Source organism: Alteromonas sp. 5NW40-0090, from assembly GCF_057552975.1.
Genome location: NZ_BAAJLT010000016.1, coordinates 1 through 26,592, shown reverse-complemented (window position 1 = coordinate 26,592; position 26,592 = coordinate 1). Strand labels below are relative to the sequence as shown.

Annotated in this window: 22 protein-coding genes and 3 pseudogenes; 7 read left to right on the top strand and 18 right to left on the bottom strand. The window is 43.4% G+C overall.

Annotated elements, in window-relative coordinates; translation table 11 throughout:
- Window positions 1–3: 3 nt before the first annotated feature.
- The 4 genes and pseudogenes from AC27KT_RS18260 to AC27KT_RS18245 form a co-directional block, all read right to left on the bottom strand.
- Window positions 4–669 carry a FlgO family outer membrane protein gene (locus AC27KT_RS18260; RefSeq protein ID WP_487132288.1) on the bottom strand — a complete coding sequence of 222 codons (666 nt, stop codon included), beginning with the start codon at window positions 667–669 and terminating at the stop codon, window positions 4–6.
- A gap of 330 nt (window positions 670–999) precedes the next feature.
- Window positions 1,000–1,344, bottom strand: coding sequence for a VOC family protein (locus AC27KT_RS18255; RefSeq protein ID WP_487132286.1), 345 nt, complete (start codon window positions 1,342–1,344; stop codon window positions 1,000–1,002).
- 45 nt (window positions 1,345–1,389) lie between these two features.
- Window positions 1,390–1,574: pseudogene (locus tag AC27KT_RS18250) on the bottom strand (GNAT family N-acetyltransferase); the annotation flags it as partial.
- A gap of 22 nt (window positions 1,575–1,596) precedes the next feature.
- On the bottom strand, window positions 1,597–2,325 hold the full coding sequence (locus AC27KT_RS18245; RefSeq protein WP_487132284.1) for a hypothetical protein: 729 nt from the start codon (window positions 2,323–2,325) through the stop codon (window positions 1,597–1,599).
- Window positions 2,326–2,401: 76 nt separating this feature from the next.
- Between AC27KT_RS18245 and AC27KT_RS18240 the strand changes: the two are divergent.
- Window positions 2,402–2,536 (top strand): annotated as a pseudogene (locus tag AC27KT_RS18240) (glyoxalase); the annotation flags it as partial.
- A gap of 86 nt (window positions 2,537–2,622) precedes the next feature.
- Here the strand turns inward: AC27KT_RS18240 and AC27KT_RS18235 are convergent.
- The 5 genes from AC27KT_RS18235 to AC27KT_RS18215 form a co-directional block, all read right to left on the bottom strand.
- The gene (locus tag AC27KT_RS18235; RefSeq protein WP_487132282.1) at window positions 2,623–3,675 is read right to left on the bottom strand and encodes a YcbK family protein; all 1,053 of its coding nucleotides are present in this window, start codon (window positions 3,673–3,675) and stop codon (window positions 2,623–2,625) included.
- A gap of 41 nt (window positions 3,676–3,716) precedes the next feature.
- Complete coding sequence (locus AC27KT_RS18230; RefSeq protein ID WP_487132280.1) at window positions 3,717–5,105, bottom strand: L,D-transpeptidase family protein; 1,389 nt, start codon at window positions 5,103–5,105, stop codon at window positions 3,717–3,719.
- A gap of 280 nt (window positions 5,106–5,385) precedes the next feature.
- Entirely contained in the window at window positions 5,386–5,775 is a 390-nt protein-coding gene (locus AC27KT_RS18225) for a hypothetical protein (protein ID WP_487132278.1), read from the bottom strand.
- Window positions 5,776–5,789: 14 nt separating this feature from the next.
- Entirely contained in the window at window positions 5,790–6,302 is a 513-nt protein-coding gene (locus tag AC27KT_RS18220; protein ID WP_487132276.1) for a M23 family metallopeptidase, read from the bottom strand.
- An 84-nt stretch (window positions 6,303–6,386) separates the two neighbouring features.
- Window positions 6,387–6,881 carry a GNAT family N-acetyltransferase gene (locus tag AC27KT_RS18215; RefSeq protein WP_487132274.1) on the bottom strand — a complete coding sequence of 165 codons (495 nt, stop codon included), beginning with the start codon at window positions 6,879–6,881 and terminating at the stop codon, window positions 6,387–6,389.
- A gap of 118 nt (window positions 6,882–6,999) precedes the next feature.
- On the opposite strand from AC27KT_RS18215, the gene AC27KT_RS18210 reads away from it, so the two are divergent.
- Entirely contained in the window at window positions 7,000–8,511 is a 1,512-nt protein-coding gene (locus AC27KT_RS18210) for an ATP-binding cassette domain-containing protein (RefSeq protein ID WP_487132272.1), read from the top strand.
- 134 nt (window positions 8,512–8,645) lie between these two features.
- On the opposite strand, the gene AC27KT_RS18205 is transcribed toward AC27KT_RS18210, so the two are convergent.
- The 4 genes and pseudogenes from AC27KT_RS18205 to AC27KT_RS18190 all read right to left on the bottom strand — a co-directional run bounded on the left by AC27KT_RS18205 (window position 8,646) and on the right by AC27KT_RS18190 (window position 15,352).
- Window positions 8,646–9,329 (bottom strand): DUF1826 domain-containing protein, encoded by a 684-nt coding sequence (locus AC27KT_RS18205; RefSeq protein WP_487132270.1) that lies wholly within the window; start codon window positions 9,327–9,329, stop codon window positions 8,646–8,648.
- Window position 9,330: 1 nt separating this feature from the next.
- Window positions 9,331–9,690 (bottom strand): annotated as a pseudogene (locus AC27KT_RS18200) (GTP-binding protein); the annotation flags it as partial.
- A gap of 165 nt (window positions 9,691–9,855) precedes the next feature.
- Window positions 9,856–11,163, bottom strand: coding sequence for a short-chain fatty acid transporter (locus AC27KT_RS18195; RefSeq protein ID WP_487132268.1), 1,308 nt, complete (start codon window positions 11,161–11,163; stop codon window positions 9,856–9,858).
- Window positions 11,164–11,230: 67 nt separating this feature from the next.
- Window positions 11,231–15,352 carry a hybrid sensor histidine kinase/response regulator gene (locus AC27KT_RS18190; protein WP_487132266.1) on the bottom strand — a complete coding sequence of 1,374 codons (4,122 nt, stop codon included), beginning with the start codon at window positions 15,350–15,352 and terminating at the stop codon, window positions 11,231–11,233.
- A gap of 376 nt (window positions 15,353–15,728) precedes the next feature.
- Here AC27KT_RS18190 and AC27KT_RS18185 point away from each other — a divergent pair, with 376 nt between their 5' ends.
- Complete coding sequence (locus AC27KT_RS18185) at window positions 15,729–16,070, top strand: carboxymuconolactone decarboxylase family protein (RefSeq protein WP_487132264.1); 342 nt, start codon at window positions 15,729–15,731, stop codon at window positions 16,068–16,070.
- A gap of 61 nt (window positions 16,071–16,131) precedes the next feature.
- Here the strand turns inward: AC27KT_RS18185 and AC27KT_RS18180 are convergent, their stop codons facing one another.
- The 4 genes from AC27KT_RS18180 to AC27KT_RS18165 form a co-directional block, all read right to left on the bottom strand.
- The gene (locus AC27KT_RS18180) at window positions 16,132–18,885 is read right to left on the bottom strand and encodes a M16 family metallopeptidase (protein ID WP_487132262.1); all 2,754 of its coding nucleotides are present in this window, start codon (window positions 18,883–18,885) and stop codon (window positions 16,132–16,134) included.
- A gap of 172 nt (window positions 18,886–19,057) precedes the next feature.
- Window positions 19,058–19,351, bottom strand: a complete 294-nt coding sequence (locus AC27KT_RS18175) for a YfcL family protein (protein WP_487132260.1) — start codon at window positions 19,349–19,351, stop codon at window positions 19,058–19,060.
- Between the two features lie 120 nt (window positions 19,352–19,471).
- A complete protein-coding gene (locus AC27KT_RS18170; protein WP_487132258.1) occupies window positions 19,472–20,620 on the bottom strand; it encodes an ATP-NAD kinase family protein in 1,149 nt (382 codons plus the stop codon).
- Window positions 20,617–21,225: an elongation factor P hydroxylase gene (locus tag AC27KT_RS18165; RefSeq protein WP_487132256.1), complete on the bottom strand. Its 609-nt coding sequence runs from the start codon at window positions 21,223–21,225 to the stop codon at window positions 20,617–20,619. The genes AC27KT_RS18170 and AC27KT_RS18165 overlap by 4 nt, the downstream gene beginning before the upstream one ends.
- Window positions 21,226–21,380: 155 nt before the next feature.
- On the opposite strand from AC27KT_RS18165, the gene AC27KT_RS18160 reads away from it, so the two are divergent.
- The 4 genes from AC27KT_RS18160 (at window position 21,381) to AC27KT_RS18145 (ending at window position 26,152) form a co-directional block, all read left to right on the top strand.
- Window positions 21,381–22,091 carry an FFLEELY motif protein gene (locus tag AC27KT_RS18160; RefSeq protein ID WP_487132254.1) on the top strand — a complete coding sequence of 237 codons (711 nt, stop codon included), beginning with the start codon at window positions 21,381–21,383 and terminating at the stop codon, window positions 22,089–22,091.
- 66 nt (window positions 22,092–22,157) lie between these two features.
- The gene (locus AC27KT_RS18155; RefSeq protein ID WP_487132252.1) at window positions 22,158–22,607 is read left to right on the top strand and encodes an acyl-CoA thioesterase; all 450 of its coding nucleotides are present in this window, start codon (window positions 22,158–22,160) and stop codon (window positions 22,605–22,607) included.
- A complete protein-coding gene (locus tag AC27KT_RS18150) occupies window positions 22,604–23,824 on the top strand; it encodes a retropepsin-like aspartic protease family protein (protein WP_487132250.1) in 1,221 nt (406 codons plus the stop codon). Before AC27KT_RS18155 ends, AC27KT_RS18150 begins: the two co-directional genes overlap by 4 nt.
- 78 nt (window positions 23,825–23,902) lie before the next feature.
- Window positions 23,903–26,152 (top strand): tetratricopeptide repeat protein, encoded by a 2,250-nt coding sequence (locus tag AC27KT_RS18145; RefSeq protein WP_487132248.1) that lies wholly within the window; start codon window positions 23,903–23,905, stop codon window positions 26,150–26,152.
- 70 nt (window positions 26,153–26,222) lie between these two features.
- Here AC27KT_RS18145 and AC27KT_RS18140 read toward each other — a convergent pair whose 3' ends face one another.
- Window positions 26,223–26,585, bottom strand: coding sequence for a HopJ type III effector protein (locus AC27KT_RS18140; protein WP_487132440.1), 363 nt, complete (start codon window positions 26,583–26,585; stop codon window positions 26,223–26,225).
- Window positions 26,586–26,592: the final 7 nt, after the last annotated feature.

Below are 26,592 nucleotides of genomic sequence, written 5' to 3'. Positions count from 1 at the left end.
GGGTTACCTCGTACCTTCAGTTCTGTATAACTTGCCGTTTCTGGTGGTTACTTGTTCTTCTCGCCAAAACAGTTCGGCAGGGAAAAAGCGTGTTGCCGCAGCGACAATGTTTTTATTTCTAGCGTTAATAATTCGAGCGTTAACCACCGCACCAGACTGTTGATACACCATGGTGCCGGTAATATAAAAATCGACGCGCTCAATGTTGGAAAGCTGGTCGATATTGCGGGTTAACACTCTGTCGCTCTCGTCACTAACAATTATATCGTTCGAAAGCTTAAATTCTTGAGTAGAAAAGCCTCTTTTCGTGGCCTCAGTAATCATTCCCTGTTCAAGTTGATGGCCCAACAACATTAACGGGTGTTGGTGGTTCTCACTGTATTTCATGGTATCCGCAGGTACAAAGCCAACTACCGCATAACGGGACTGACGAGCAGGACCTACATCCGCAAAAAGCTCATTTGCCAACATATAGGTATGATATTCCACGTTACCTAATGCCGATACGTCGCTGGCATCGGTTTGCGCAAATTGACTCTTAGGTTCGTCAGATGAAGAGCAACCGGAGAGTAAGCCCAAGAGAAGCGCCGCATATGCCAAGGCTTTCGCGACTAAGCGACCATTTTCTGTCAGTAAAGCGTGAGAGACAGGTTTTGTCATACTTTTCATTACACGTGTCCAGTGAAAAACGTCAAATTTCTATCGGAAAGAAGCAAAAACTCATCGAAAAACAGTGATCAGCTACTACGCAAACCGACATTTTCAGTGTCTTTAAGCAGGCTTTTGCAATATTCACACCAAAGAAAGGCTGCAAGCAGCATTGGTTACATTAAAGGTTACATTTAAAAAATTGCTGATAACCAAGTGACGTAAAGCGCCTAGTTTTAGGAGATGAGCCATTTTCAGAGCTAAAAGAGTTTGATGTTTATCGTCAGGCTATTCATAAAAAGCGGAGGCGTCTTGCCGCCTTAAGACAGAAAGCTGCCGATAATTAAACGGCTAGCTACCTAATTCGGTAATGTGAAGTAGTTCGCCCGACGGGCCCCATAGATAGAAAACACTTCCCCAATGTTGTTGCTCTATTGATGAAATTTTCGTTTTATGTAACGAGCGCGAGCACAAATCAAAAGCGTCTTGGATGTCTGCTACACATATTTGTAGCATAAAGTTATTCGCCAATTCAGGATTATAGAAGCGCTGAAGAAAGAAGAGACAATCACCATTTTCAAACAATGTTAGGTCTTCATTAACGTATTCTGCATTAAATCCAATCTCAGAATAAAATGCTTTAGAAGTGTCGTAGTTTTTACTTGGAATAAAAGTTTTAATATCTATGACGTCCATATCTTGAGATCCCTCGCATTTCGCTGCTTTAAATTTAGACCGTGGCTAAATGGCAATAACAGCAAACATGTTTTCGCCATCTTCATCTAACCCCACCTCTTCGAAACCAAAGCTTGAATAGAAGGCTTTGGCGACAGGTTTCTTGGGTTATAGCATATCTCTATTTGTTTGAGTTCAGAAGTTTGCTATATGAGCGTGATAGTTTGGGATAAAGCAACTCTGCCAATTCCATCTACAAAGCAAACATACCGGTTAATCGAAACCAAGCGCTTTTTGAACGTCAATCACGGTAAGCCCTAATTGCTCAGCTTTTATTGTATCGATAGAGTCAAATTGTATTTTACAGCCGGCCTTAATCATATTAAGCCACGCACTGCGTAGTGCATCGGGTCGCTTGCCAGTCCAAAATGATTCGGTCTTATTGATGTAAGCGACCACAGCGTCAATATAACCATCATTATAAAGCTGACGCACCAAATCAAAGTCTGGCCCAAAAGCACCCAGCAGCGCAGAATCAACACTCTTTATAGAATTATGTAGCGCATGAAATGCACCCTCAACATCGCCTTGCCGATAGGCTATCCACGCCCTAGCGATATCCACATAATGATTTTCAATACTGAAACCATCGTACACATCGCCCGCTATTTGTTGTTCTGTGCTCATCTCATCAGCATATTCAAATGCGCGCTCAATCTTCAGTTCAGCTATTTCAATGGACTCAAATTGCGCACTATACTTTATATGCCTACTTAAGTTGTTGAGCACTTGATATGGATTACTGTTGAGCGACAAACTCAGTTGGTAGTCTTTCCATGTCTCATTTAGCAATCGACGATTTCTTGATTCAAGGTGTGCAAAACGCTTCTCAACATACTCTAGGTACTCAGGGTCGTTACAGCCTTGCAGGTAATCTGCGTAACTTTGTTTACTTAGGGTAAAAAAAAGGAGTATGTAAAGAAGAAAGCTTATAAACTTCAAGAGAGTCTCTATTCACTGTTGTCTATCTTCGTACTGAAAAAGTATAGAAATTGATCGTAAATTGTCATTAACTGCAATTGAAAAACCGCGTTACTATTACCCGGGTGAAAAGCCATATCGTATGATTTATATGGAAGACCCGTTCGGTAATATCATCGAAATTTACAGCCACAGCTATGAGCTTCACTACGCTAGTGGTGCTTATCAATAAGCCTTATATTCGTTAAAACGCCCGTATGTAACGGGCGTTTTAGCTAACTGAAAATTAAATGCAATTGAGAGACACCGATTATCTGCTTAAGGCTTTCTCCATCGCGCTTTAATACCACGGGTGTCGATATGAATGAATGGACCACGGTGAGGTTTAGGCCCGTAAACCCCCATACCACCGATCAAGCCTTTATATTCACTGCGTTTATTTAGCTCTGCAATCATGTTTGCCATAACGTCAGCATCTGCAATATTTACTACCCCATCGCCGTTTAAATCGTCCATTCTGTAGTTACCGTCATTATCGACAAAAATGTCGGCAGCATCGCCATATACGTGTCGACTAAATTTGACGTTACCGATTGCTTTATTATATTGAGGCGTTCTGTATCCGCTCATGATCACCATATTTGAAACGTGAATATTGTTCATATTCATTTCCCTTCTAAGCATTTCCAGCTTTAAAAGTAGAGATGGACGAAGATATACGAACTTAGGATAGCCAGAGCGCTGTTTACTGGTGAACTCTTTTAACGTGAAATGGGGAGACAACAGTAAGTCTTGGTTTTTTTGGGTAACTTCAATAAAGCCTTCGGGTTCAACGTAAACGTCTTTATTTTTAACTTCGCTTTCATCTGGATAAGGCCCTATATGATAATATTTTAGGCGTCCTCCTTGGACTTCCTCGGCAGGAACCATCACAAATACATTCAGTGACATATTAACCTGTCCGTCTTTACTTCTTATTTCTAGGCGCTGTTCACCCGGCGTATCTTTCGCCTGCCAGTGCCAGGTCATAGATTCGGATTTCTCAACCATTACGCCGTTTTCAAACAACTGATAGGTTTTGTCCGGTTGCGGATAAATAATTTCTAGCTCAGTAATTTCTCCAGGTAGCACAAATAAAGAAAAGACGTTATAAGGCACCACAATATTGTTGATCTTTAAACTAAACTCAGCGTCCTCTAGGTGAGCTTCATTTTCAACAACAACTGGCTCATGTGGCGCTTTTTGAGAAACTTTCTTCTGAATCATTTCGACACTCTTTGCATCTGCGCCCTGTAAAATAGCATTTGCATTATGTGCAGTTAAGAGTAATGCGAATGCCACTATCGAAGCTGCTAAGTTATTCACTATCATCTTCATATACCTTGTTACCACTATCGTTCGCTTATATTCTTTTACAGAGACGCTACCTGAGTAAGCGCCTGAGCGTCGCGTCGATCACGCTGATAAATATCATTTCTGAAGTTCACCTTACCGTCTTGGTCAGCCCACGCGGTCCAATACACCAAATGAATAGGCAGAGGCTCTTCAAGGTGAAAGGTTTTAGACTGGCTTAAATCACGGGCTGATATAACGTTATCCATTAGACTATCTACGCCCTGCTCTTCTGCAATTAACCTTGCTAGTGAAAAAGGGTCTTCCAATCTAATGCAGCCGTGTGACGCAGCGCGGTTTGTTTCACTAAACCACTGTTGATACGGCGTATCGTGCACGTACACAGCGTGTCGATTCGGGAATAGATATTTAACCTTGCCTAACGGATTTTTTTCGTTGGGAAGCTTTACTAAAAAATGGTCAAACTGATAAGGCTTTATGTTTTTCCAATCGATTGTATTGGAGTCAACCAACTCATCATCAACAAAACTGTTTTTGCGAATAACAATGTTGTTCTCTTCTAAGTAATCAGGGTTGTCTGCCACTTTTGGAGCGATCTCTTTAGTCGCGATCGAAAGTGGTATACGCCATTCTGGGTTAACCACAAACTTTTCGATATGATCGCTAAATGAAGGCGTAGCCCAACTTGGCTTGCCTACTACCACGTCTTTAGTAGCTTTTACTCTACCTTGACTAATATAACGAAGGCGGAATTCTGGAATGTTAACTAACACGTAAGCATCGCTGTCTTTTTCTTCGAACATTTCTAAGCGTGTTATATTCAGTGCTAATTGCTGGGCTTTTTCATCTGCCGTCACATTTAGTGCAGCAAGCGTCTTTCTGCCCACTACGCCATCGACTAGCAGTCCGTGGCGGCGTTGAAAATCTTTCACTGTCTCTTCAACATCTTCACTAAAAACGCATGACTTGGAGTTAACCGCTGTTAAAGCATGGACACAGCTGGTGTCTAATGATGAGTATTCTCTTCCTAAGCGGGAGATAAGCGCACGTATAACTTGGCTCTGCTTTTCGCCATTAGTTGTATTGTTATTGCGTGTGGCCTTTCTTAGCGCACCGTTTTCAAGAACTGATTCTGAATCTAGGGTTTTCCAGCCGCCCTGTTGGGCAATAGAAGAATAGAAAGCATAAGCGCTTTTCATTTGCTTTAACTGTGCTTGTAACGCTGAGGTTGTATTCGCCTCTTCCAAAGCTGCTGGTGTTGGAGTGGAAACGGTCGAGGCAACACCTACCAAAGGTAACCAGAAAGAAGCTGCAGCAATAAAGAGCTTTCTCGCTGTGCTAGAAGTCCGTTTGCTAGGCGTTAAGGAACGACCAAAAGCGTTCACTTCCAATTGGTTACTTTGACGCAATTGGACAGTATGCTTGACAGCTCGATGTTCGGTTTCCATTGATCTTTTCCTTGAAAATACACACATTGACAAGGTCGCAAAACGAGTGCCAAGGAATAAGAAGAATCGCAAGCGTTTGAAAAATATGGTTTATTTAAATAAGAAGGAAATGACAGGGTTTAGATAATAGAATTATTATGTGTAGGTAATTCAGCGCTTCAGTAATATTTTTACGGGAAAAGGTTAGAAAATAGCCGTAAATTTTACAAACTAGTTATCTTTCAGAATGATGTTGGATGGAATTGGTACGATTGAAAACCGCATTTGCTTTAAGCGAAGATCAATCACTACTAGAAACTAATAAAAATCTATAGCGCCATTCACACAAACCAAGCATCGCTACAAATATGCACTCGGCACTGATAAATAGCAGTGCGAATATACTCGCTTGTTCGTAATAAGTGAGAAGAATTCCTGCACATGTAACCGCCCAAAGAAAGTTTGCAATAGCTAAAGCCGTTACTTCATTAAGTTTTCTATTGCGCATTAGGGCAAGCCTTAATGCGTTTATGCCATAGCATAAATTCGCACCCGCTAAGAATAGAATAAGCCCTTTCGGCAGTTGATAGAAGTCGCTCGCTATATTTTGGAAAAGCAGAAGCAATAAGCCAGTACTCGTTCCTGCGATACCATCAACATGAAGTATGTATTTACCTAAAGAAGCTCTCATCCTTGCACCTGCGCCTAAAGTAACTTCTCGTGAGGATTAAGAAAAAACATTTTTTTCCAGCCTTGAGTTTCAGACGTTGCTTTCCATGGCAAAGGAATAAGAGAAACTATCGAGTAGTGAAGGTGAGGCTGCTTACCTTTGGCATTGCCAGTATCGCCAAGGGTTCCCACTTTATCTTTTTGAGATAACCAAGCCCCTTTCTTCACTGTAACTTCTTGCATATGAGCGTAATAATGCACACGCCACTTAGGGCCTAGAACCGCGACAACGTTACCTCCTTTACCTAATTCGCCTGTGTAGATAACATAACCTGTTGTGGCGGATTGAACAGGTGTACCTTTTGCCCCGAAGATATCTACCCCTTTGTGCACACCAGAACTACCCCATGGCTCGTACCAAAACGTATTGTGATTCCAGTCGTTAGAAGATGCCCCCTCTACTGGAATTACGAGCTTTTCTGGCACTATTAGCCCCGCGCAAATGATTACTAGAAAAACAAGTAGAGTTGATAAAATCTTTTTTTTCACAAAAGTTCCTTTTTATAGGTCGCACCTTTCGAAGGTTGTTTTCTCGGACTCAGATAAAAACTTTATTGGGGAATTACCTTTTAGCTATTTCAAGATGGCAAAAATATGGCTATCGTAAAACCGTCCATTTTTGAAGATGGCGTGTTGCAATATCGCTTCTTGCTCAAACCCTGCATTTAGCAGCAGCTTTTGCGAAGCAAAATTGGACGAAAATACGCAGGCAAAAATGCGCTCTATATTTGTGTTTGAGAAAGTAAGCGTAATAATCTGGCGCAGCGCCTCGCGCATAATGCCTTTTCGCCAATGTGATGAGCAAAGCCAGTACCCAACTTCTCCAGATCTCTCATATTCAAAGTTACCTGGGTTAACACCGATACACCCTACTAACTCGCCTTCATACTCAACAGCTCTTATAAAGCCTTGGGTACTACCCTCTTGAACCCACCACATGGCATCTTCTTTTGTATAAGGGTTAGGAATTTTTGTCGAAAGATATTGAGTGACCGAGGGTTGGTTTAAAATATCTACCAGTCTACCCACATCCCTCATTCTAAAATCTCTGAGTGTTACCTTGCTCACTAATTTATTCCCTTACCAAACATCCAATGCTGCATTTACTTTATAAGACTAACTTACCAGCTGACTCTTTCTTCAGAAAGTCTTATTCACCATTGACACATAAACAGAAAACATCACAATGGTTCTACCTCATATTTATTCGCGATCTTTAATGCTGTATCTTTCCGAATTTCAAACAAAGCTTTCTAATCAATACATTACGCCGGCATTTTCAATATCACTCTGTACTGAAAACGCACCTTCACACTTTCTAATTGCTGGTAAAAATAGTAGCGGGAAGTCGCTTTTGATTTCCGCCCTTGCTGGTAACGGAAAGGTCGTAAGCGGTAGTCGTGCATGTAGTTCGGTTGTTGCAGAAGTATCGGTTTTTAAACAGCAAGCGTTAATTGAAGAAGAAAAACAAAAAGACAGTGCGGATATTTTAGACGTAATAGCCCAGCCAACTTCAGTTCGAGAACTATTCGCGGGCATCAATAAAGATTACCAAAGTCATCGTTATTACAACGAGCTAGCCTCTGCTCTTAGAATTGAGCATTTGCTAGATAATGTGTTTCTTTCACTTTCAACAGGTGAAACCCGCAAGATTATTATTATGCTGGCATGGTTAAGTAATGCCTCTATTGTTTTACTTGATGAACCTTTCGAAGGCTTAGATGTGGAAGCGATAAGTGCATTTAGTCGCTTTCTTGTCTCTCAGCAGCAAGCTTCTTTAGTACTTACCGCCAACAAACTCGTAGATATTCCCAAGAATATGCAAGCCCAGTTGATTGTCATGGATGACTTGGCCATTACGTGGAAATCTGAAGATAAACTTAACTATGACGGTTTGCGCTCAGAATTAAGTACCTGGTTTGCACTAGAGTCTGATGATATAGATGTTCCCTCAGCTCTTAACGCTAAAGACAAACACGGCGATGACCCCAACCGCAACGACCTGAACAGTGAGTTAGATTCACTACCTCATACCTTAATTCAACTTAAAGATGGGTTCGTGCGTTTCGATGAGCGAACCGTATTTGAAAAGCTTAACTTTACGCTTAACAAAAATGAGCATTGGCAGATCACTGGTCCAAATGGATCAGGTAAAACCTGTTTGCTTCAGATGTTTAACGGTGATAACTCCCACTGTTATACCAACGATTTAACAATGTTTGGCATTAAACGGGGGACTGGCGAGAGCATATGGGATATTAAGAAGCACATTGGAATTATGTCTAATGCGCTACACATGCAGTACAAAGTGAATGCAAGTGTTGAGCACGTTATCATTTCAGGCTTTCACGACAGTATTGGTCTGTACACCCGCCCAACGCTAGCGGAGCGCATGGTGGCAGAGCAGTGGCTTCAAGTATTAGGTTTGAAACAGAAAAAGAACACGCCGTTTCAGTCACTGTCTTTTGGTGATCAGCGATTAGTACTTATTGCACGTTCTATGGTTAAGCACCCCGCCGTGCTTATTTTGGATGAACCTTGCAATGGTTTAGACGACTTCAACCGCCAAAAAGTGCTCAAGCTTATTGATATATTGGCTAAAGCAGGCACAAGTACACTGCTGTATGTAAATCATCATGCAGAAGAACGCATTCCTAGCATTCACAATACGTTAAATATGAAAGACTATAATATTTAAGAAGATTTGAGAGGCTAGGTACCAAGAAAGAAAAAAGCGCTATCACAAGGGAAAACTCATGGAAAAAATGATAGCGCCAAAGTGACCGATAATAAGTTACGCACAGTTTATAAAATTGCACTGTTTTTTAAAAACTACATAGGGTCAAGAGTAAGCAGTACGCGTTGAGTTTCAGGCATTACTTTGCAAGAACGGTGGACTGCAGCAAATTCCTCATGACCCTGCCACGCTTTTCCTTTAAGTAAGCCCACATCGAATGCGTTCATTTGCCTAACGCTGTTTTCTTGATAGTGCTGCCCCAACCTATTCTTCGTAAGCCCTTGAGTATTTGCGTCATTAAGGCCAATCATCGGGCTAGTTACCACACTTTCTTTCGGCAGCCACTCAGTACCTTCGCCCAAATAGGTATTCACCAACCGAACAGGTATATTGTCCACATGAAAGCTTGGGCACATTGCTGATGAAAGGGGCACTAACCTTATACCTACGCTGTCGCAATCAAATAGCGTGGTGAGCATGTCCGACAGCAAATAGATATCCTCAATGGCCGCCTGCTTTCCGGCGCTACTTTTGCCTTCAGGTAAAAGCTTTTCGATTTCCTCTTTAAGTGATGCTAAAGAGAAAACACCGCGAATTCCCAGTCCTAATGATGTAAAAATGTCGTCATAATATTGCGAGATGAGTGGCGCATCTGGCCTTGTCCATATGGCAACGCTGATCTCTTTTTTAAAGATATCGCCTAATACCATAGCATCGGCGCTTGAGCGCCAAGAACTGCTGCGTTCGAAGACAATTTTGTCGTCTTGTAGCGCCTGCATACTAGTGCTCCCACGCAGGAAATGGATCAGGCATTTCAGCCCAAACATGATGGCCTTGAATAAGCTCACCGTCTGTTAACAAGCAACGATCTAACCGCTCGATAATGTCGCTTTTATTAAGCCCTTGCCCAATGAAAACCAACTCTTGACGCATATCACCGAAAGGCTCCATCCACTGTTCTTCAATTGCTTTAAGGTACTCAGGGTCTTCAGGCCACTGCTCTTTGGGTACGGCTTTCCAAAACAGTCCAGCGGCTCCGTATCTCGCCATACCGCCTGCTTGGCTCCAACTGCCTGCTAACTGAGGGCGTGTTGCCAACCAGAAGAAGCCTTTTGAACGAATTAACTTACCTGCAATTTCTTAATTCAGACTTGTTTTGCTCATCACGTTGTTCGACTACTTGATGAGCGCTAACACTTCTCGGAATTTTAGATGCTGGCATGATTTTAAAAGGCCAAAAAGTTTCATCTCAAAACTGCTGATCCGTGCGCTCTTCAATTCATACAGTACCTAAAGTAAACATCCTCACACAAACCGCAATACCAAGGATATAATGACACCGGTTACGATGAGCTGAACCAAGCAAAAGCCCATAATGTCTTTGGCTTTAAGGCCTGCTATGGCAAGTACGGGTAGCGCCCAAAATGGCTGAATCAAATTAGTCCACGCATCGCCCCACGCGACTGCCATGGCAACTCTATTTATTTCGGCACCTAGTTCAGCGGCAGCAGGCAAGATTACAGGGGCTTGCACTGCCCACTGACCTCCCCCCGACGGCACAAAAATATTAACAATGCCTGCGCTAATAAAACTCCATACTGGCAATGACTCTGCAGATGCAAAGCTAATCAGCCATTCTGACATGGTCTGCGCCAATCCTGATTGAACCATTACCGCCATGATCCCCGCGTAAAATGGGAACTGAATAACAATACCACTACCGCCCTGAACGGCTTGCTGCAGGCTGTGCAGTACATTGCGTGGTGTACCGTGAAGGACAATAGCGAGAAAGAGAAATAGCGTATTAACGATATTGAGATTAAGCCCGCCCCCTGAAACAAAGTAGTTGGTGAGATAAGCAAGCCCTGCAAAGCCTACGAGTAACCCAAGCACCTTGCTGTTTTCAAGTTTGTCTGCGGGCCGCTCATTTGTTGCCGAAGGCAAAGCGTCGTCTTTTAGCTTGGCGCTATCGACAATAATGCTTTCAGATTCAGGCGGTAACATTAAACGATTAACAAGAGGAATAATCACGAACATGATTGCCAATAACAGCAAGTTAAACCCACTGAAAATAGTCTCGCCAGTGCCAACTACGCCAATCTGTGCTTCTGAAAAATGACCCGGCGTTGCAATAGTTAAGGGCACAGAGCCCGCTAAACCGCCATGCCATACAATAAAGCCTGAGTACGCGCTTGCCACCAATAACCGATAATCAACCGACACTTTTCTTGCCAAGGCTTTAGCAAACAACGCGCCTACAACAAGACCAAAGCTCCAGTTTATCCAGCTTGCGATAAGCGACACAATCGTTACCAGCACAATGGCGCTTCCAGGGCTTTTCGCTAAGCTCGCAAGTTTTTCAAGTAAGGCTTTTACCAACGGCGTGCATGCCAGCATAAACCCAGTGACTAACACCAAGAGCATTTGCATTGAAAATGTGAGCAGCCCCCAAAATCCGTCTCCCCACTGCTGAATTGTGGTAAGTGGAGACTGATTTTGAATGACCACTGCAAACGCAAACGTAATTAGGGTGAGTAATAAAACGAAAATGTAGGGGTCAGGAAGATATCTTTCGACGAGTTTGACGAAGGGTTTTGATGCTCTGTTTAGCATTAACGCTCTCACAACATGTTAAAAACTTGTTGCATATTAACGCGTTTATTTCCTTTTTGGCGAGTGACTAGTTATTTTTGTTTAGCCATTTCCGTAAGGTCGACGTTACTTTCTGATTATCGATAGGCTTGGTAAGAAAGTCGTTCATACCTGCTGCCATGCACATATCTTTGTCGCTTTGCATGGCATTGGCCGTCATCGCGATAATGGGCGTACTTTTGTAAATATCTCCCGCCGCGCCTTCACGAATGCGTTGAGTTGCTTCAAACCCATCCATTTCGGGCATTTGGCAATCCATAATAATTGCGCTGTATTGTGTTTTAAGATCACTGCACTTCAACATATCTAACGCTTCTAGGCCGTTGTTTGCCACATCCACCTGATAGCCTTCGCTTTCGAGCGCATTAGTAGCAACCAGTTGATTTATCGCGTTATCTTCAACTAACAAAATGCGTGTTGCTCCGATAGCTAAGGGACGATTTTCAATTTCTAGCTCTACTAGCGCTTCATCTGAATGTTGCTCTACAAAATCTATAGTACCCATACCTAACGTCTGAGTATGCACATCGTTTCGCGTACTGGGCTTACCTACCGTGGTTTCAAGTATTCTTAGTAAATCTGAAGTTGTTATGGGCTTAGGCAGACACTCGTCTATTGGCAGTCCTCTATACTCGCTGTAGCTATCGACATCGCTCAGTTTAGTCATCAGGATAATACGACCGTGCTTTAAGTTTTCGACACCCTTAACATTCAGTAAATGGTTGTCTTGCTCGTGTTCATCAACCACTTTTTCTAAAAATAAAATATCAATATTAAACGGGTCTTGTTCACTGTCCTCATCAGCTGAGCAAAGCGCTGCCGCCTCTTCTAATGATGATGTAGTTAACGCATTCACCCCCCAACACTCAAGCTGAGTTTGCATGGATTGTCTTATTGACGCATTGTTATCTACTACTAAGCAACGTGTGTTTTCTTTAACAAGTTCGGGTTGCAGTTTCATGCTTTCCTCCGAACCCGAAACTTTACATATAACGTTGAAGCAACTACCTTTGCCAAGCTCTGACGTAACGCTTATGTCCCCTCCCAATAGCTGACACAGTTTCCTAGTTATACTTAAACCAAGTCCAGTTCCTCCAAAGCGCCTGGTTGTAGAGGCATCTACTTGGGTAAAGGCGTCAAATAAATGAGGAAGTTTTGATTCTGGTATACCTATACCCGTATCTTTTACGGTTAAGTGAAGCATAGCTTCACTTTCAACATCACTTGGAAGTAACTTTGCAGCAATGTATATCTCACCCTGTTCAGTGAATTTAACGGCATTACTTAAAAGGTTAGTCAGAATTTGTTGAATTCGGTTTGGATCTGAATGTATCTTTGTATCGTTAACTTTAAGGACATCAACGATCACTTCTAAACCCTTTTCTTGTGCCGAGTGAGCTACTGATAGCGCAACACTTTCCACTAGCGCCCTTAGGTCAAAATCTACCGACTCTAGTTCAAGCTTGCCCGCTTCTATCTTCGAAAAGTCTAGAATATCATTAATGAGTACGAGCAATGAGTTAGCACTAGACCTAGCAATGTTTAACCGCTGATTCTGTTCAGCAGTAAGCTCACTCTTCTTCAACAGACCGAGCATACCTATAACACCATTCATCGGCGTCCTAATTTCATGGCTCATATTGGCAAGAAATTCAGACTTCAGTTTCGTTGCTTCTTCTGCTTGTTCTAGTGCTTGCTTCAAATGGTTGGCTTGCGCTTTTAGCGATGCGGTTTTTTCAGATACCTGCTGCTCTAGTGTTTGAACAAAGCGCTTTTGTTTTGTAATTTCCGTTTGTTGTAAGCGGGTGCGCAGGTAAATCACCGAAATAACCATACCTAACAAAATTAAGCCGTAGACAGTGTATGCCCACCAGCTTTTCCATGGTGCTACGGCCACATGTAAATTTAAGGATAGGGAACCATCACCCCACTCTCCATTTGGTTTCATGGCTTTTACGAGTAGCCTGTAGTCACCACCATTTAAGTTGGTAAACGACACCGAATCATGATTTCCAATATCAATCCACTGCTCATCGTACCCTTCTAATTTGTAAGCAAAGCGGGCACGCTTAGGATCTGAAAAATCCAAAAGCGCAAAATCTAATGAAAAAAAGTAATCTTCATAAGAAAGGTCGATATCAGTGACATAGGACAGCGGCTTATCGAGCTCTACCGATTCCCCCATCTTTTTAAAACCAGTGAGAACTATGTTTGCGCTAACGGCGTCGGTTTGCTCTTGGTTGTATTTGAAGTATTCTATTCCCCGCTGACTACTCGTAAAGAAAGTTTTTCCACTCGCTTTAACTAAGCTATCTGAGTAAAAGTTTTTGCCTGCCAAATCTGTGGTACGGTTGTAGCTAATAACATTTTGTGTATCGGGGTTATAGAGAAGAATACCTTTATTGGTGGTAAGCCACAGTCTGCCGTCATCGCCATCAGCGATAGCTCTTATTAAGGTGGTGGGCAGCCCATTTTTCTCACTAAAATGCTGAAAAGATTTAGACTCTGCGAAATATTTGAACAACCCCCTTTGTGTTGCTACCCATATTTCTCCATTACTCGTTTGGTGGATATCTTCAACAATGCTATCAACTAAACTTCCCGTGTGGTCCTCTGCGCCACTAAAAAACGCGAAACTTTGACTAGCAACTGACCACAAATTCACACCTCCCCCCGTGCCCACCCACATATTGCCGCTAGCGTCTTTGTATAGGCTGTGAATTTCTGGGTGCGTTAAACCGTCTTTGGTTGTGAGATGCTTGTACTCCCCGGAAAGTTTGTTGTAAATGTAGATACCGTGCTTGTAGGTACCAATCCAAACATTGCCATCATTATCTAGTTCAAGCGCTCTAAACTCTCGAAACTGGCGATAATTACTGTCAGTATTAGGGTATTCAATACGACTTACTGTTTTAGTTCGTCGGTCGACTTTGGCCACAAAGTTGTCTTGTGCGACCCACAGAAAACCCGCTTGATCTGGCACTATAATAGGTCTTTCTATAACCCCACGCTCTTCATAACCTTCAAGCTCTTTAAATACCGAATCGTGTTCTTTTTGCAGAAGCTCTTCTTTAACTTTCCATTTGAACACGTCGGCGTTTGCCGTGACGATAAGTACATCGCCATTTTCATCGCTGTTATCAAGTGCGATACCGCTTGGTGCGGTTAGTAATTCACTGTTAATTTGTTTAATCTTACCGCGAGGAGAAAATTTAAAGATTCCATGAACCTCACTGGTAATCCACTTGGTTTTAGTGTGGTCTTCAAAAATTATGCGAAGGCCATTTTCATAACCAAAGTCGACCTTCTCAACATAGTTGCCCTCACCGGTATGACGATACAATCCCTCGGTAGTGACGAACCATATTTGACCATCATGGTCCTCAATCATTGAATTTACTTGACTTAGTGGTTTACCTTCTCGTGTCGTTTGAGGCAGAAAAACACCGGAACTTGGAAAGAATAAGAAGGGCCCATTTTGCGTAGCGACAAATAGCTGATGAGAAGATGTGCGAAGTAAGCTACGTATTTCATTTGCGCCTGTAGCCGTTTTATTTTTGGGTTCGGGCAAGAAATGCTTGGCGTTTAACGTTTTTTTATCGAGTAAATTAATCCCATAGCTGGTTGCTACCCAAAGGCTATCGGCGTCGTTATCAATAATGTCCCAAATACGATTATGGGAAAGGCTATTTTTAACTCCAGGTATTTTTTGAACTCGCTGAAATCGCCCATTGCCTAAAAAACGATTAAGCCCTTTGTCGTAAGAGCCCAGCCAAATATCACCTGCGCTATCTTGAAAAAGTGACTGTATTCGGTTTGATGATAAAGAGTCTGCTTCGTTAGGCACGTTTGAGTAGCGTGCATACCGACCAGTTGTAGGCTCATATCTGTTAACACCACCGCCCCACGTTCCCACCCAAATATTGCCCTCAGCATCCAACATTAAGTTGCCGGCATCGTTGTGAGAAAGACTTTGCTCGTTTTCGCTATTTGACTCAAAGAGCTTTACGTTGCGGCCGTCGTATCGCATCACGCCATTTTCCGCTGTACCAAACCAAAGGAAACCTTGGCGGTCTTGGACTATGGAATAGATTTCTGATGAAACAAAGCCATCTTCAGCGGTTAAAAGTTCGACCGCATATTCATTCATTAACCTGTTTGACTCCGAAGCAAACACCAACGAAACACAAAACAGATTGATTAGAAAAATTGCAAACGTTCGCTCGAGAGAACGTATAATTTTTGCTTTATTCGCAGGTAAGAGGTGCTTCAAAATAAGAATCGAGGCGATAAATTGAACTACCGTTACTTTAGTACATTCTGGTCTTTCGAACCATTCAACAAAAGGCGCATTTGTACGATATCCTTGACCATTATTGACTTACGTCATAGCGCACTATTAACTTTAGGCTAAAATAGGTGCGTATTGACCGATAAGATTTGCTTTGAACTTTATTCAGATTAAGCCTGAGTATCTATAGATGTTCAAGCCTAATAATCCATTACATTTTCATCAGGGGAACGCTATGACGAAGTCATATAAAGAAATTACAGATAGTTTAAATCCATATCTAGCCGAGGTTAAAAAAGGCGTGCCAGAAGTCATGAAGGGATTTTCTGATATGGCCAAAGCGGCCACCGCCGACGGCGCGTTAGATAAAAAAACGAAAGAGTTTATTGCCCTTGCCATTGGCATCGCAACACGATGTGATGGCTGCATAGGCTTTCATGCTAAAGCGCTAGTGCATTTAGGTGCTACCCGTGAAGAAATCGAAGAAGTGTGCGGTATGTCCGTCTATATGGGAGGCGGCCCATCATTTATGTATGCTGCCGATGCTTTGCGTGCTTTTGACGAATTTAGTGAATAATTCTGAATAAAAAAGGCCGAGTAATTTCTCGGCCCTTTCAGTCAAATTGCAGTGTCGCCTGTTACAGTGAGTTCATACTCTGCACACTGACAGGTCCAAGCTCAGCGGCTTCAACATCCGCTTTAATTTTTTCGGCATCACCAATGATTATCCAAGTCAATTTTTCCGGATGCAGCACTTCTTCAGCCGCACTACTTAAATCGTCTAAAGTTAAAGCATTATACTTTTCGACCAAAGTCTCTGGATAATTATATTTCCTATTGAATCTCTTGCTTGATAAGAGACTATACATCACCGCATTAGCCGTTTCGAACTGACCAGGCAAAGAGCGAACTTCATCCAATCGTGCTCTTTCTAACTCATTCGCCATTGGCGGTTTATTACCTATATATGCACTGAGTTCTTTTTTGAGCTCAAGCAGAGACGGCCCTGTTTTATCAGTTTGCACTGGCGCATACACCATAAATGGGCGTTGACCTCTCGCGTCTTGAAGGAAGGTATACGCGCCATAAGACCAGCTCTTATCTTCTCGTAAGTTCATGTTCACGCGAGCTGTGAAAGCGCCACCTAAAGTTTGGTTCATAGCATTGATGGCTATGTTGTTGTCAGCACCTGTTGATGGCGCTAAATGCGCAGCCAGAATAAGCGACTGTTGCGCACCGGGGCGGTCAATAATGATCGCTTGGCCTTGCTCAGGCATTGACGCTTCAGCTATTTGTTTCGTGCCTTTGTTCCCTTTCACTTTCCATTTACCAAACTCTTTTTCAAGCATGGGTTTTATGGCATCTAACGTAGTGTCGCCAACAACAAAAATTGTCGCGTTGTCGGGACGTAACCACGTGTTTTTAAAGTTAACAAGGTCGCCTCGGGTAATCGCTTGTACGTCTTGTTCAGTTCCGGTACCAGTAAACGGGATACCATAAGCATGATCTTCTCCGTAGATAAGCGGCGGAAGTAAGGTTAGCGCAATACTTACAGGGCGAGTTTTTTGTTGCGCAATATTACTTAAAATAAGCGCTCGTTGACGTTCAATCTCTTCCTCTTTGAACGTGGGTGATTTCAAGATATCACCCATAAGCGCCAAAGAGGGCTCCATGTTCTCTGTCAACATGGACATGCTAACTGTTGTGGTGTCTAGATTTGATCCAGCATTTAAATTTGTTCCCAGTTGCTCAAGCTCTGCCGCTAGTTCCAAGGCATCATATTTACCCGCACCTTCGTCAAGCATTTGCGTAGTAAAACTGGCGAGCCCAAGCTTGCCCCCCGCATCGGCAGCGTACCCTGCGTCAAACTGTACCGCCACATTCACCAATGGAACCGTAGCACGTTGTGCAAACACCACATTTATACCGTTAGATAAAGTGGTCTCCGTGACCTCTGGGAAGCTTAGCTGTGTCTCGGCATCAATTGATGGCAAACCTGAACTGCGATCGACCCCTTCAGTAGATGCGGCATACTCGATAAACGGCACCACCGTGATTTGATGCCATCCTTCTTTTAACCATTCATTCGCAGCCGCTTTAACCCCTTTAGGAGTAGCCTGTCCTAGCTCACTCAATTCAGTTTTGAAGTAGTTAGGGTCGCCAGCAATGAACTCACCACTAGCAAGCGTATCGGCTTTACCGCCGAAGCCCCCAACCTCTTCAAGCCCGCGAATAATTGAAGCACGTCGCTTAGTCGACACCAATTTAACTTCGTCTTTGCTTGGACCTTTACGCAAAAACTCGCTAATGACCTTATCTATTTCTTTTTCCACTTTAGCTACGTCAACGCCGTCTTTTACGTCAACCGTCACACCAAAAATGGACGCCATTTGTAGCTCGTAGTTAAACACCGAGGCATTGGTAGCAATTTGTTGGTCGTACACCAATTCTTTGTAAAGGCGTGAGTTTTTACCATCGCCCATGACACTCGCGGCAATGAACAAATCTGTTGCGGTTGAAGAGGTATTTTCAGGTGAAACCCAAAGGCGGTAAATGCGCGATTGTGGAACCTTGTCTTGAATCACTTCTCGGGTATTTGCACTGCGCTTGGGTACCCATGCTTCCCATTTAGACAGTGCTGGGCCCGGCTCAATGTCAGCGAAGTACTTGTTAACCAGAGGTTTGGCTTCTTCTGCATTAATGTCACCGCTTAGCACCAGTATTGCGTTATTCGGTCCGTAATATTGATTAAACCAGCCTTTAACGTCGTCAAGCGACGCTGAGTTAAGGTCTTCCATCGAACCTATTACCGTATGATGATAGGGATGCCCTATGGGAAATAAGCCCTCAAAAATATGCGTGAATACGCTTCCATATGGCTGGTCTTCGCCCTGACGTTTTTCATTTTGTACAACGCCACGCTGTTCGTCTAATTTCTCTTGTGTTACCGCACCTAACAAGTGGCCCATGCGATCAGATTCCATCCAGAGAATACGATCAAGTGCAGGTGTCGGAACGGTTTGGAAATAGTTAGTACGGTCAAAGTTGGTGGTACCGTTTAGGCCTGTGGCCCCGGCTTCTTGAAGCGGCCCGAACCATTCATCGTCATAGTTCTCCGTGCCGTTAAACATTAAGTGTTCAAACAGGTGCGCAAACCCTGATTTTCCGTTTGGTTCGTCTTTTGAACCCACTTTATACCAAACCGCAACCGCAACCACTGGGGCCTTGCGGTCTTCATGAACAATTACGGTTAACCCATTATCGGTAGTGAACTTTTCGTAGTCGATATTGATATCGTTTTTAGCAAACGCTGAGCCAACCAGCGTACTACTTACTGCCAGCACACCTACACTTACTTTTAAGCGCTTGGTGAGATGTTTAATTACAGTCATGTCGTCATCCTTAATTCTATTGTCTGTGCTGAAAGCCAATAATAAACATATACCAATCTGGCGGTTTATAAAGAACTTCGCAAATAAAACTGTTACGGATTGTAAAAAAGGTAAAAAGGACGAACTCAGAGATAATTTTTTTGGGGAGAAACGTTAGCGAAGCAAGCCGCAATTACATTGCGACTAACCTTGCCCAAAGTGCTTTTACTTGCTCAGCATCTTCATTTTCTAATTCATTGTTAGCGAAAGCACTATTAAGGCTTTCGAGCATTTTATCATTAAGCATTGCAACAGTAGCGCCTTCTTGCATCTCTAATTGGCGAGCCTCAACGGCAAAATGGCCTTGTAAGTAGCTGGCAATAAATAATTCGTCATCACTACCGTGATTGACCACGTCATCAAGCGATGCCTCAATATTTGCGATAGCTTTAACGACACTTTCTGGTGCTGCAGCAGGTGGTAACACGTCTTACTCCTTCCTGTTTCAAATTTCTATTCTTTATTTCTAACTTTCTATTATCAGTTCGAGATAATTAAATTTGGTTTTAAAGGTAATCTATCAGCCTAATTATATTGCACTGAGTCTTTAAACACCTTGGCAAAGCACTTTGTCTTTGTAGCCCGTAATAACCGAAAACGCACCTGCTAGTTCAACGTCTAGCGCTGCGTCGCTTGAGTCTAAGCGAAGCGGTTTTCCGTTTAATGCCTGCAGTTTTTGCTTAGTGGCGACAACAAGCATATTTTGTTTGCCAATTTGACGAATAAACGCTGGACTTAACTGTTGATTTCCACGGCCTAAGATGTGCCCTTGACCACCAATAACCGTCAAAATTACTTTGGTAGGTTTGTCTTTTGTCAGCGCAATTAGTTCGCTGGCAGTCACGTCACTTGCGATTAACTCGCCTTGTTTAACCACGTCAACACCTAGCAAAGTATTGTCCAAGCGAAGGAACTCCATAACCGCACCTACGGTTGAGCCAGAGCCCATAACAAAAAAGGTATCAGGTTCATCTTCCATAATTTCGCTGACATAAGCAGCAATGTCGTCCAATACCAGCGCTTCGTCTTCTTTGCCGCCCATTTTTACGGCTTGAACGTAAGTTAGTTCTGCCGGCACGCGCATTTCGCCATAGTGCTTAGCAATGACTTTACCTTCACGAAATGCATTCTCGTCAATATCACGTACTTCGGCGTCCATTTCACTCACAAGCTCGCCAGCAATCATCTGACTTACTACCTGCCCTGCAGCTGACGGCGACACGCAGTAAACGCCAGAATGAATTTTACAACCGGCGGGCACACCTAACACAGGGACTTGTGTGCCGACGACGCTACAGATATTGCGGGCTGTGCCGTCGCCGCCTGCAAACAGCAGCAAGTCAACGTTTGCCTCAACCATTGCTTTCGCTGCGCGCTCTGAATCTTCACCCTCGGTTTGTGCAGCACTAGGTGTGTAAATTACCTCATAAGGAATACCTAGCGATTCACAAACTGTTTCGCCCATATCGCCCGCCGCTGTCACTACGGTAAATTTCCCCGGCAATGCTTCAAGGATACTGAGCGCTTTTGCCATTTTTTCATTGGCTTTCTTCTCTGCTCCCATCGCCAATGCTTTTTCTCTAATTTCTGCACCGTCGCTACCTTTAAGAGCAAGGGCTCCGCCTATACCAGCAAAAGGGTTTATAAGAACACCAAGCTTAAAAATGGCTGGGCGGTCAGAATCATTATTTATCATGCTGCATCTGCTCCAGTGGCATCATCGTGCGTCTTTTTGCAAAAAGTGGTTGCTAAGGCGTTGATAAATCGTTCAGCTCTAGGCGGAAAGCCATGGGCTTTATAAAATGCTAGCTGTGCAGCAACATTTCTAGTAAAGCCTTCTCTGTCGGGTTCTGCACCATTTAAATTATCCGTACTCACCTGAAATTTTCTGCCTGCGGCTTCGGTGAACGCCCATTCGATGGCTTGTGGCTTAATTTCTACTTTTTCAAAGTCTGCTTGCTGCGCTGCATCGCGGCCATCGGGGCAATACCAGTAACCGTAATCTTCTAAAAGCCTGCGCTTTTCTCCTGCAATACACCAATGCGCAATTTCATGTAAGGCACTCGAAAAAAAACCATGAGCAAAGACGATTTGATGGTAAGGCGTTTCGCTACCCGCTGGGATGTAAATAGGTTCATCATCACCCAAAACCAAGCGCGTATTGAAATCTTCAAACGTGCTATTAAATAGTGATATTAACGTGGGTACATCGCTGTCTTTTTCTAAGCCCGGGTGCTGCACACTAGCGGTCTCCTTGATAAGGACATTGTTCAATGATGACTGACTACTTTGACTGTTCATTAAGTTTATTAAAAATCTAAATAAGGGGGCTAAACTAATGGCAGCAGAGTATACCAGTAAAACTTTGCCTTCTCACTTGAAAGGGACGCTTGCTTAGGTCAATCTAGGTTTACAACAGCGGATAAGCCACACTAGCTCAACAGGGAGTTTGTCATTTGGCGCAAGAGATAATTAAACATATTCATCGGGTAAATGCCCTTCGTGATTTGGCCAATCAGCTGGGCGTTATGCCTATCATTCATCAACTGCAGCATTGGCAGTGCGAACGCCTACTGGTAACGCACGACGATTTGGCACAGCAAAAACGTTATCAAAAAGCCATGGCGTTTTTTGTAGATGAATTATACGGGCCGAAAGATTTTAGCCAGCGTGACGCAGACTTAGTTCGCGTTATTCCGAAGCTCGCGAAAGTATTGCCCGATAAAGCCATGAACGCTATGGACGATGCGTTATCCTTAAATGCACTATCGTTCGACTTAGATATGGCAATGGCTCAGCACTTACAAAATCATTTTCCTGGTGCCCCCATCAACCGAGACAACTACGCCCTGGCTTATCGAAATGTAGGCAGGATGGAAGATAGAGAGCATCAAATCGACATAATTTCCCATTTGGGCGATCAACTCTCTGACGTAATAAAGATTCGTGGTATTGGTATGTTGATTTCGTTATCCCGCCGCCCAGCTAAATTAGCGGGTTTACTGGCTCTACACGAATTTTTGGAGCGAGGGTTCAATGCTTTTAAAGCACTTGGTGATGTGCAAAGCTTTATTCAGCCGGTGTTGGTACGTGAAAAAGCGATAATGCAGACGTTATTGAGTGACGAGTTGACGTTACCTGAAGATAACCCTCTGCCTGTGGTATGAGGCGTATTACTAGGTTGTGAAGAAACAAGGCAGGATTAAAGCAAAACATATGAGTAAGGAAAAGGTTTGAGCAACCCAACGTTTAATTGGATGTTAGACAACCCCTACGTGCAGCAATGGCATATTGATGAAACACACATCGACCACTATCAGCATGTGAATAATGTAGCGTACCTGTCGCAGCTCGAAAGCTTAGCTTGGGCCCATTCAAACGCTCTTGGCTTGCAGTTTGCCGATTATCAGGCGCTGAACAGAGGTATGGTGATAAAGCGTCACGAACTTAACTATCATCTGCCAACACATCTTGGAGATACATTAGAATGCGCCACTTGGATAGTGCATTGCGATAGCAAACTTACCTTGAAACGCCAGTTTCAATTTATCTGCCCAAAGCGAAACAAAACCGTATTTGATGCCATGACCACATTTGTGTGCGTTAGCCTTGATACTGGCGCCCCTAAACGAATGCCCAAGCAATTTGTGGACGTCTATGGAAAGGCGAGTTTACAACAATGAAGACATGGCTCGCAGTTCTGCTTACACTGTTTCTATGCGTGTCGTTAGGCATCAATGTTTACCTATGGATTAGCTTAAAGCAGCACAACGACGGCGCTTATAAGCTAGAAGCAGACTATGAGCATCGTTTACAACATGAGGCAGCGCAAGAAAATGAGACTCAGGCGAAGGGCAATATAGAGCCATTCAACAAACAACGTGAATCCACCTCTTCTTCGAACGCTGACAGAACTCGCATACCGTCAAATGAGCGTGAAGATTTGCGCTTATCTTCGCGACAAATTGACCAAAATGATTTAGCAGCCTTAACGACTCTACTCAATGATGGACAGTATGCGTTGCTTGCCACTGAACTAACCAACTATTTAAAAAATGACCCTCTCAACGAATCGCTACTGTTACTTGAAGGTGAGCTGATTGAGATGACGAAGCCTCTCTCAACGGCGATAGTGCATTACTACGATATAGCTGAGTTGCCTCTTACACTTGAAACGCTCTCGTTTATCGGAACTAAAATTGCCACTTTGTATCAACAAGCGCAAACGCAGTTAAGTCAGGACGAACAATGGGAACTGGTGGCTAGGCTAAATGAACCCTTATATCAGCGCATACCCGACGCGAAACATTACACCCTAAACTTGGCAGAAGCGTATGCTTACCAGCAAAAGCTTACGCTAATGGAAGATGTACTCGCTGCTCTGCCGTTAAACGATAGAGACGCCAATGTCATTCGCGATAAAGCCTATGAAATGCGCGATATAGCCAGCGCGGACACCGCGCCAAGCCGCAGCGAAATCGAACCCACAAGCCCGGACGCTGCTAGGTATCAAACACGCGTAGCCTTGGAGCGCATTGGCGACCAATATCGCCTTGAAGCGAAGGCGCTTAACCAAAAAGCCACCATGATTTTAGATACAGGTGCCAGTACCACCGCAATATCGTCAAGATTATTTGCTCGCTTGGGCCGTATGCGAAACCTCACGTTTATCGGTAACTTCAACGTAAGGACTGCATCTGGCACGATAGAAGCGCCGCTGGTGCAAATACCGCGCTTTTATTTTGCTGGCTATGAGTTCAAGGACGTTTCTGCCATCGTGCTACCCGAAGACGCCCTACCCGATGCTGATGGTTTACTGGGAATGAACGTTTTAGGACAGTTTGACTTTGCGATAATGCCCCAGTCTAGTGAATTGATTTTGACAGAGCGTGATAATTAGCGCGCAAACTTTGTATAACGCTGCTGGTGCCATGTGATAAAGTTCAGAGAGTTCGCAAATATTCAAACAGCAGTTGTAATGCCACGGTTGGTTTTTCTTTTCAGCATAATTTATCTAACAGGTTTAGTTAGAAGTATACACGCACAAGAGTATGCTAATTGTGTGAGCTGCCATCAGGAACAAGTTACGTTGTGGCAACAATCAGATCACGCTAAAGCAATGGCCCATGCTAATGATAGAACCGTGCTTGCCAATTTCGATAATGTTTCAATAACTCACTTTACGCAGAACGTACGCTTTTTCAAAAACGACGATAAATTTTTTGTCGAGTTGACAGAAGCAGGAAGTACGAATATCTATCCGATTACTTATGTTTTTGGTCATTTTCCGTTGCAGCAATACCTCATCGAAACACAAGCAGGTAAACTTCAAGTTTTTCCTTTTGCTTGGGATACTCGCGACAAATCAAAAGGCGGCCAACGTTGGTTTCCCAATTATCCATCTGAGGATATTACTCCTAAAGACAGACTGCATTGGGAACAACCGATGCAAAACTGGAATGGTATGTGTGCAGACTGCCACTCAAGCGGTTTAAAGCGTAATTTTGATACTAAGACACTTACATTCGACAGCCTGTTTGATGAAATTAATGTGTCGTGCGCATCCTGCCACGGTGATACGGCATCGCATTATGCTGCAAATACAAAAAGGGCTAATGACAGCGGATCAGATAAAAAGTCTAAGATTACGCATGTTGAAAAAGCCAATCACCATAGGCCATCGCTCACTTTTCCCGATTTATCTGTTAATGAACAACAAGCTATTGGAAAGTGGCTGTTAAAAGACGGAAGCAGCATCGCCGCTTGGCACGAACAAAAAAATGGCGAGTTTATTCCTGCAAAACGAGACAATCGGTTCATGGAAACATGCTTTGCATGTCACTCTCTGCGCACCTCACTTTCTGACGGAATAGACCCTAAAAAACCTTTCCTAGACCAGTTCTCCCCCTCGCTTCTTATTTCTCCATTGTATTTTGCTGATGGGCAAATACGTGAAGAGGTTTATGTGTACGGCTCTTTTTTACAAAGCCGCATGTATGAAGCTGGTGTTAACTGTATAGACTGCCACAACCCCCACTCTATGAAACTCAAAATAGAGGGAAATAGTTTGTGCCTTCAGTGTCACTCGGCATTGGCCTTTGAAGGTGAAAAGCATACAAAGCATATGGGTAGTGAAGATGCAAATCAGTGCGTAAACTGCCACATGCCCACGCGCACCTACATGGGTGTAGATGCACGGCGGGATCATAGCTTTAGTATTCCAACTCCCAATGTTTCTTCAACTACTGGTGCACCCAACGCATGTTTAAACTGTCACGTCCAAGATAATGATTGGGTATCAGAAAAGCTAATCAACTGGTATGGCAAAGACTCTACGCTAAGCAAACAAGAAAAAAATTATATCTCTCTTATGCAGGGCAATGTTCATAGTAAACAAGCTGTGCTCCGTATCGCCCATTCGTCGTCTCTTCCAGTTATAAAACGGGCTACTGCGCTGAGCTTGTTGGCATCGTCAAACCAGTCGCTTACTGATAAAGAATTAGGGAAGTTTATTCTGGATGAAGAGCCTTTGATAAGACTGGGGGCGGCGCAAGCCGGCCGAGCGCTTCCGCCTAATGAACGAACGAAAACGTACGCTAATCTTCTTGATGATAAGTATAAAGCTATTCGAGTGACGGCAGCTAATAACTTGCTTGGTCTGGGCTTAAACACAAAGGTCTTCAAAAAGGCGCTAGAAGAACTTAGGTTGTCGAATACCGTAAATCAATGGCGGGGCGAAGGTAACCTCAATCAAAGTCTGGTTGAATATCAACTCGGCAATATTCTTCAAACAGAAAAGCTGCTAAAACAAGGTCTAACTGTAGACCCTTACTTTGAGGCGAACTACATCAACTTGGCCGAATTGTATCGCGCTCAAAATAAACTTCAGTTAGAAGAACAAACCCTCATTGATGGGATGAGTAATTTGCCTGATAGTGCGCTCATCCATTATTCGTTAGGCATGCTGCATGTTCGTAAACAAGATAAACCAACTGCAGTTGCACTTTTTAAAAAAGCAACAGAACTTGGCCCTGACAACCCACAAAATTGGTATATTTACGCCCTTGCTTTAGATAGTGTAGGTCAAACGAAAAGCGCGCTCAACGTGCTAAAAAAAGCCCTAAAGAGGCAGCCTGATAATTCGCTTATCAGCTTGGGGTTGTCACTTTCACAAAAAATAGGCGATGAAGCGTCGTACCGCTTATTCCAGTCTAAAGCTAGGCGGTAGACAACTTGCCGCATTACTGAGGTAATGCTTTGCTTGTCTTAATGGGCAAGCGTCATACCTGTAAAAGCCACTAATCAGCATTTACTATAACTAATGGAAACGTCTCAAACGCCACCCCTTCATGACCCGTTTTCATAAAGTTGCGGATATTAGCGTGGTCGTTACCATCTGGGTTTTTAAGTACGTCTTCACGATAAAAGCGCCCAAACAAAGCCAGTGTTTGTGCTTGATTTAACTTCAAATACTGACCAAGTGCGAGCAGCTTACATGAGCCGTTGTTCTGGTTCGCGTCGTTTGTAACATTACCATTAGTGAACGCAGTTGGCGTAAAGGAAAACGCGCTATCAACGAGCGCGATAACATCGTTGAACTCGATAGTCTCTGGTGAATTGCTAACGGCTTGAACTAAATCTTGAGTATTGCTGAACGTCATATTTATC

Bases quoted from the DNA above. Each gene is read 5' to 3' on its own strand.
- AC27KT_RS18205 (WP_487132270.1), bottom strand. From the start codon at position 9,329: ATGCAGGCGCTACAAGACGACAAAATTGTCTTCGAACGCAGCAGTTCT.
- AC27KT_RS18235 (WP_487132282.1), bottom strand. From the start codon at position 3,675: ATGATAGTGAATAACTTAGCAGCTTCGATAGTGGCATTCGCATTACTC.
- AC27KT_RS18225 (WP_487132278.1), bottom strand. From the start codon at position 5,775: ATGAGAGCTTCTTTAGGTAAATACATACTTCATGTTGATGGTATCGCA.
- AC27KT_RS18190 (WP_487132266.1), bottom strand. From the start codon at position 15,352: ATGAATGAATATGCGGTCGAACTTTTAACCGCTGAAGATGGCTTTGTT.
- AC27KT_RS18255 (WP_487132286.1), bottom strand. From the start codon at position 1,344: ATGGACGTCATAGATATTAAAACTTTTATTCCAAGTAAAAACTACGAC.
- AC27KT_RS18170 (WP_487132258.1), bottom strand. From the start codon at position 20,620: ATGATAAATAATGATTCTGACCGCCCAGCCATTTTTAAGCTTGGTGTT.
- AC27KT_RS18230 (WP_487132280.1), bottom strand. From the start codon at position 5,105: ATGGAAACCGAACATCGAGCTGTCAAGCATACTGTCCAATTGCGTCAA.
- AC27KT_RS18145 (WP_487132248.1), top strand. From the start codon at position 23,903: ATGCCACGGTTGGTTTTTCTTTTCAGCATAATTTATCTAACAGGTTTA.
- AC27KT_RS18140 (WP_487132440.1), bottom strand. From the start codon at position 26,585: ATGACGTTCAGCAATACTCAAGATTTAGTTCAAGCCGTTAGCAATTCA.
- AC27KT_RS18150 (WP_487132250.1), top strand. From the start codon at position 22,604: ATGAAGACATGGCTCGCAGTTCTGCTTACACTGTTTCTATGCGTGTCG.
- AC27KT_RS18165 (WP_487132256.1), bottom strand. From the start codon at position 21,225: ATGAACAGTCAAAGTAGTCAGTCATCATTGAACAATGTCCTTATCAAG.
- AC27KT_RS18260 (WP_487132288.1), bottom strand. From the start codon at position 669: ATGAAAAGTATGACAAAACCTGTCTCTCACGCTTTACTGACAGAAAAT.
- AC27KT_RS18185 (WP_487132264.1), top strand. From the start codon at position 15,729: ATGACGAAGTCATATAAAGAAATTACAGATAGTTTAAATCCATATCTA.
- AC27KT_RS18180 (WP_487132262.1), bottom strand. From the start codon at position 18,885: ATGACTGTAATTAAACATCTCACCAAGCGCTTAAAAGTAAGTGTAGGT.
- AC27KT_RS18195 (WP_487132268.1), bottom strand. From the start codon at position 11,163: ATGCTAAACAGAGCATCAAAACCCTTCGTCAAACTCGTCGAAAGATAT.
- AC27KT_RS18210 (WP_487132272.1), top strand. From the start codon at position 7,000: ATGGTTCTACCTCATATTTATTCGCGATCTTTAATGCTGTATCTTTCC.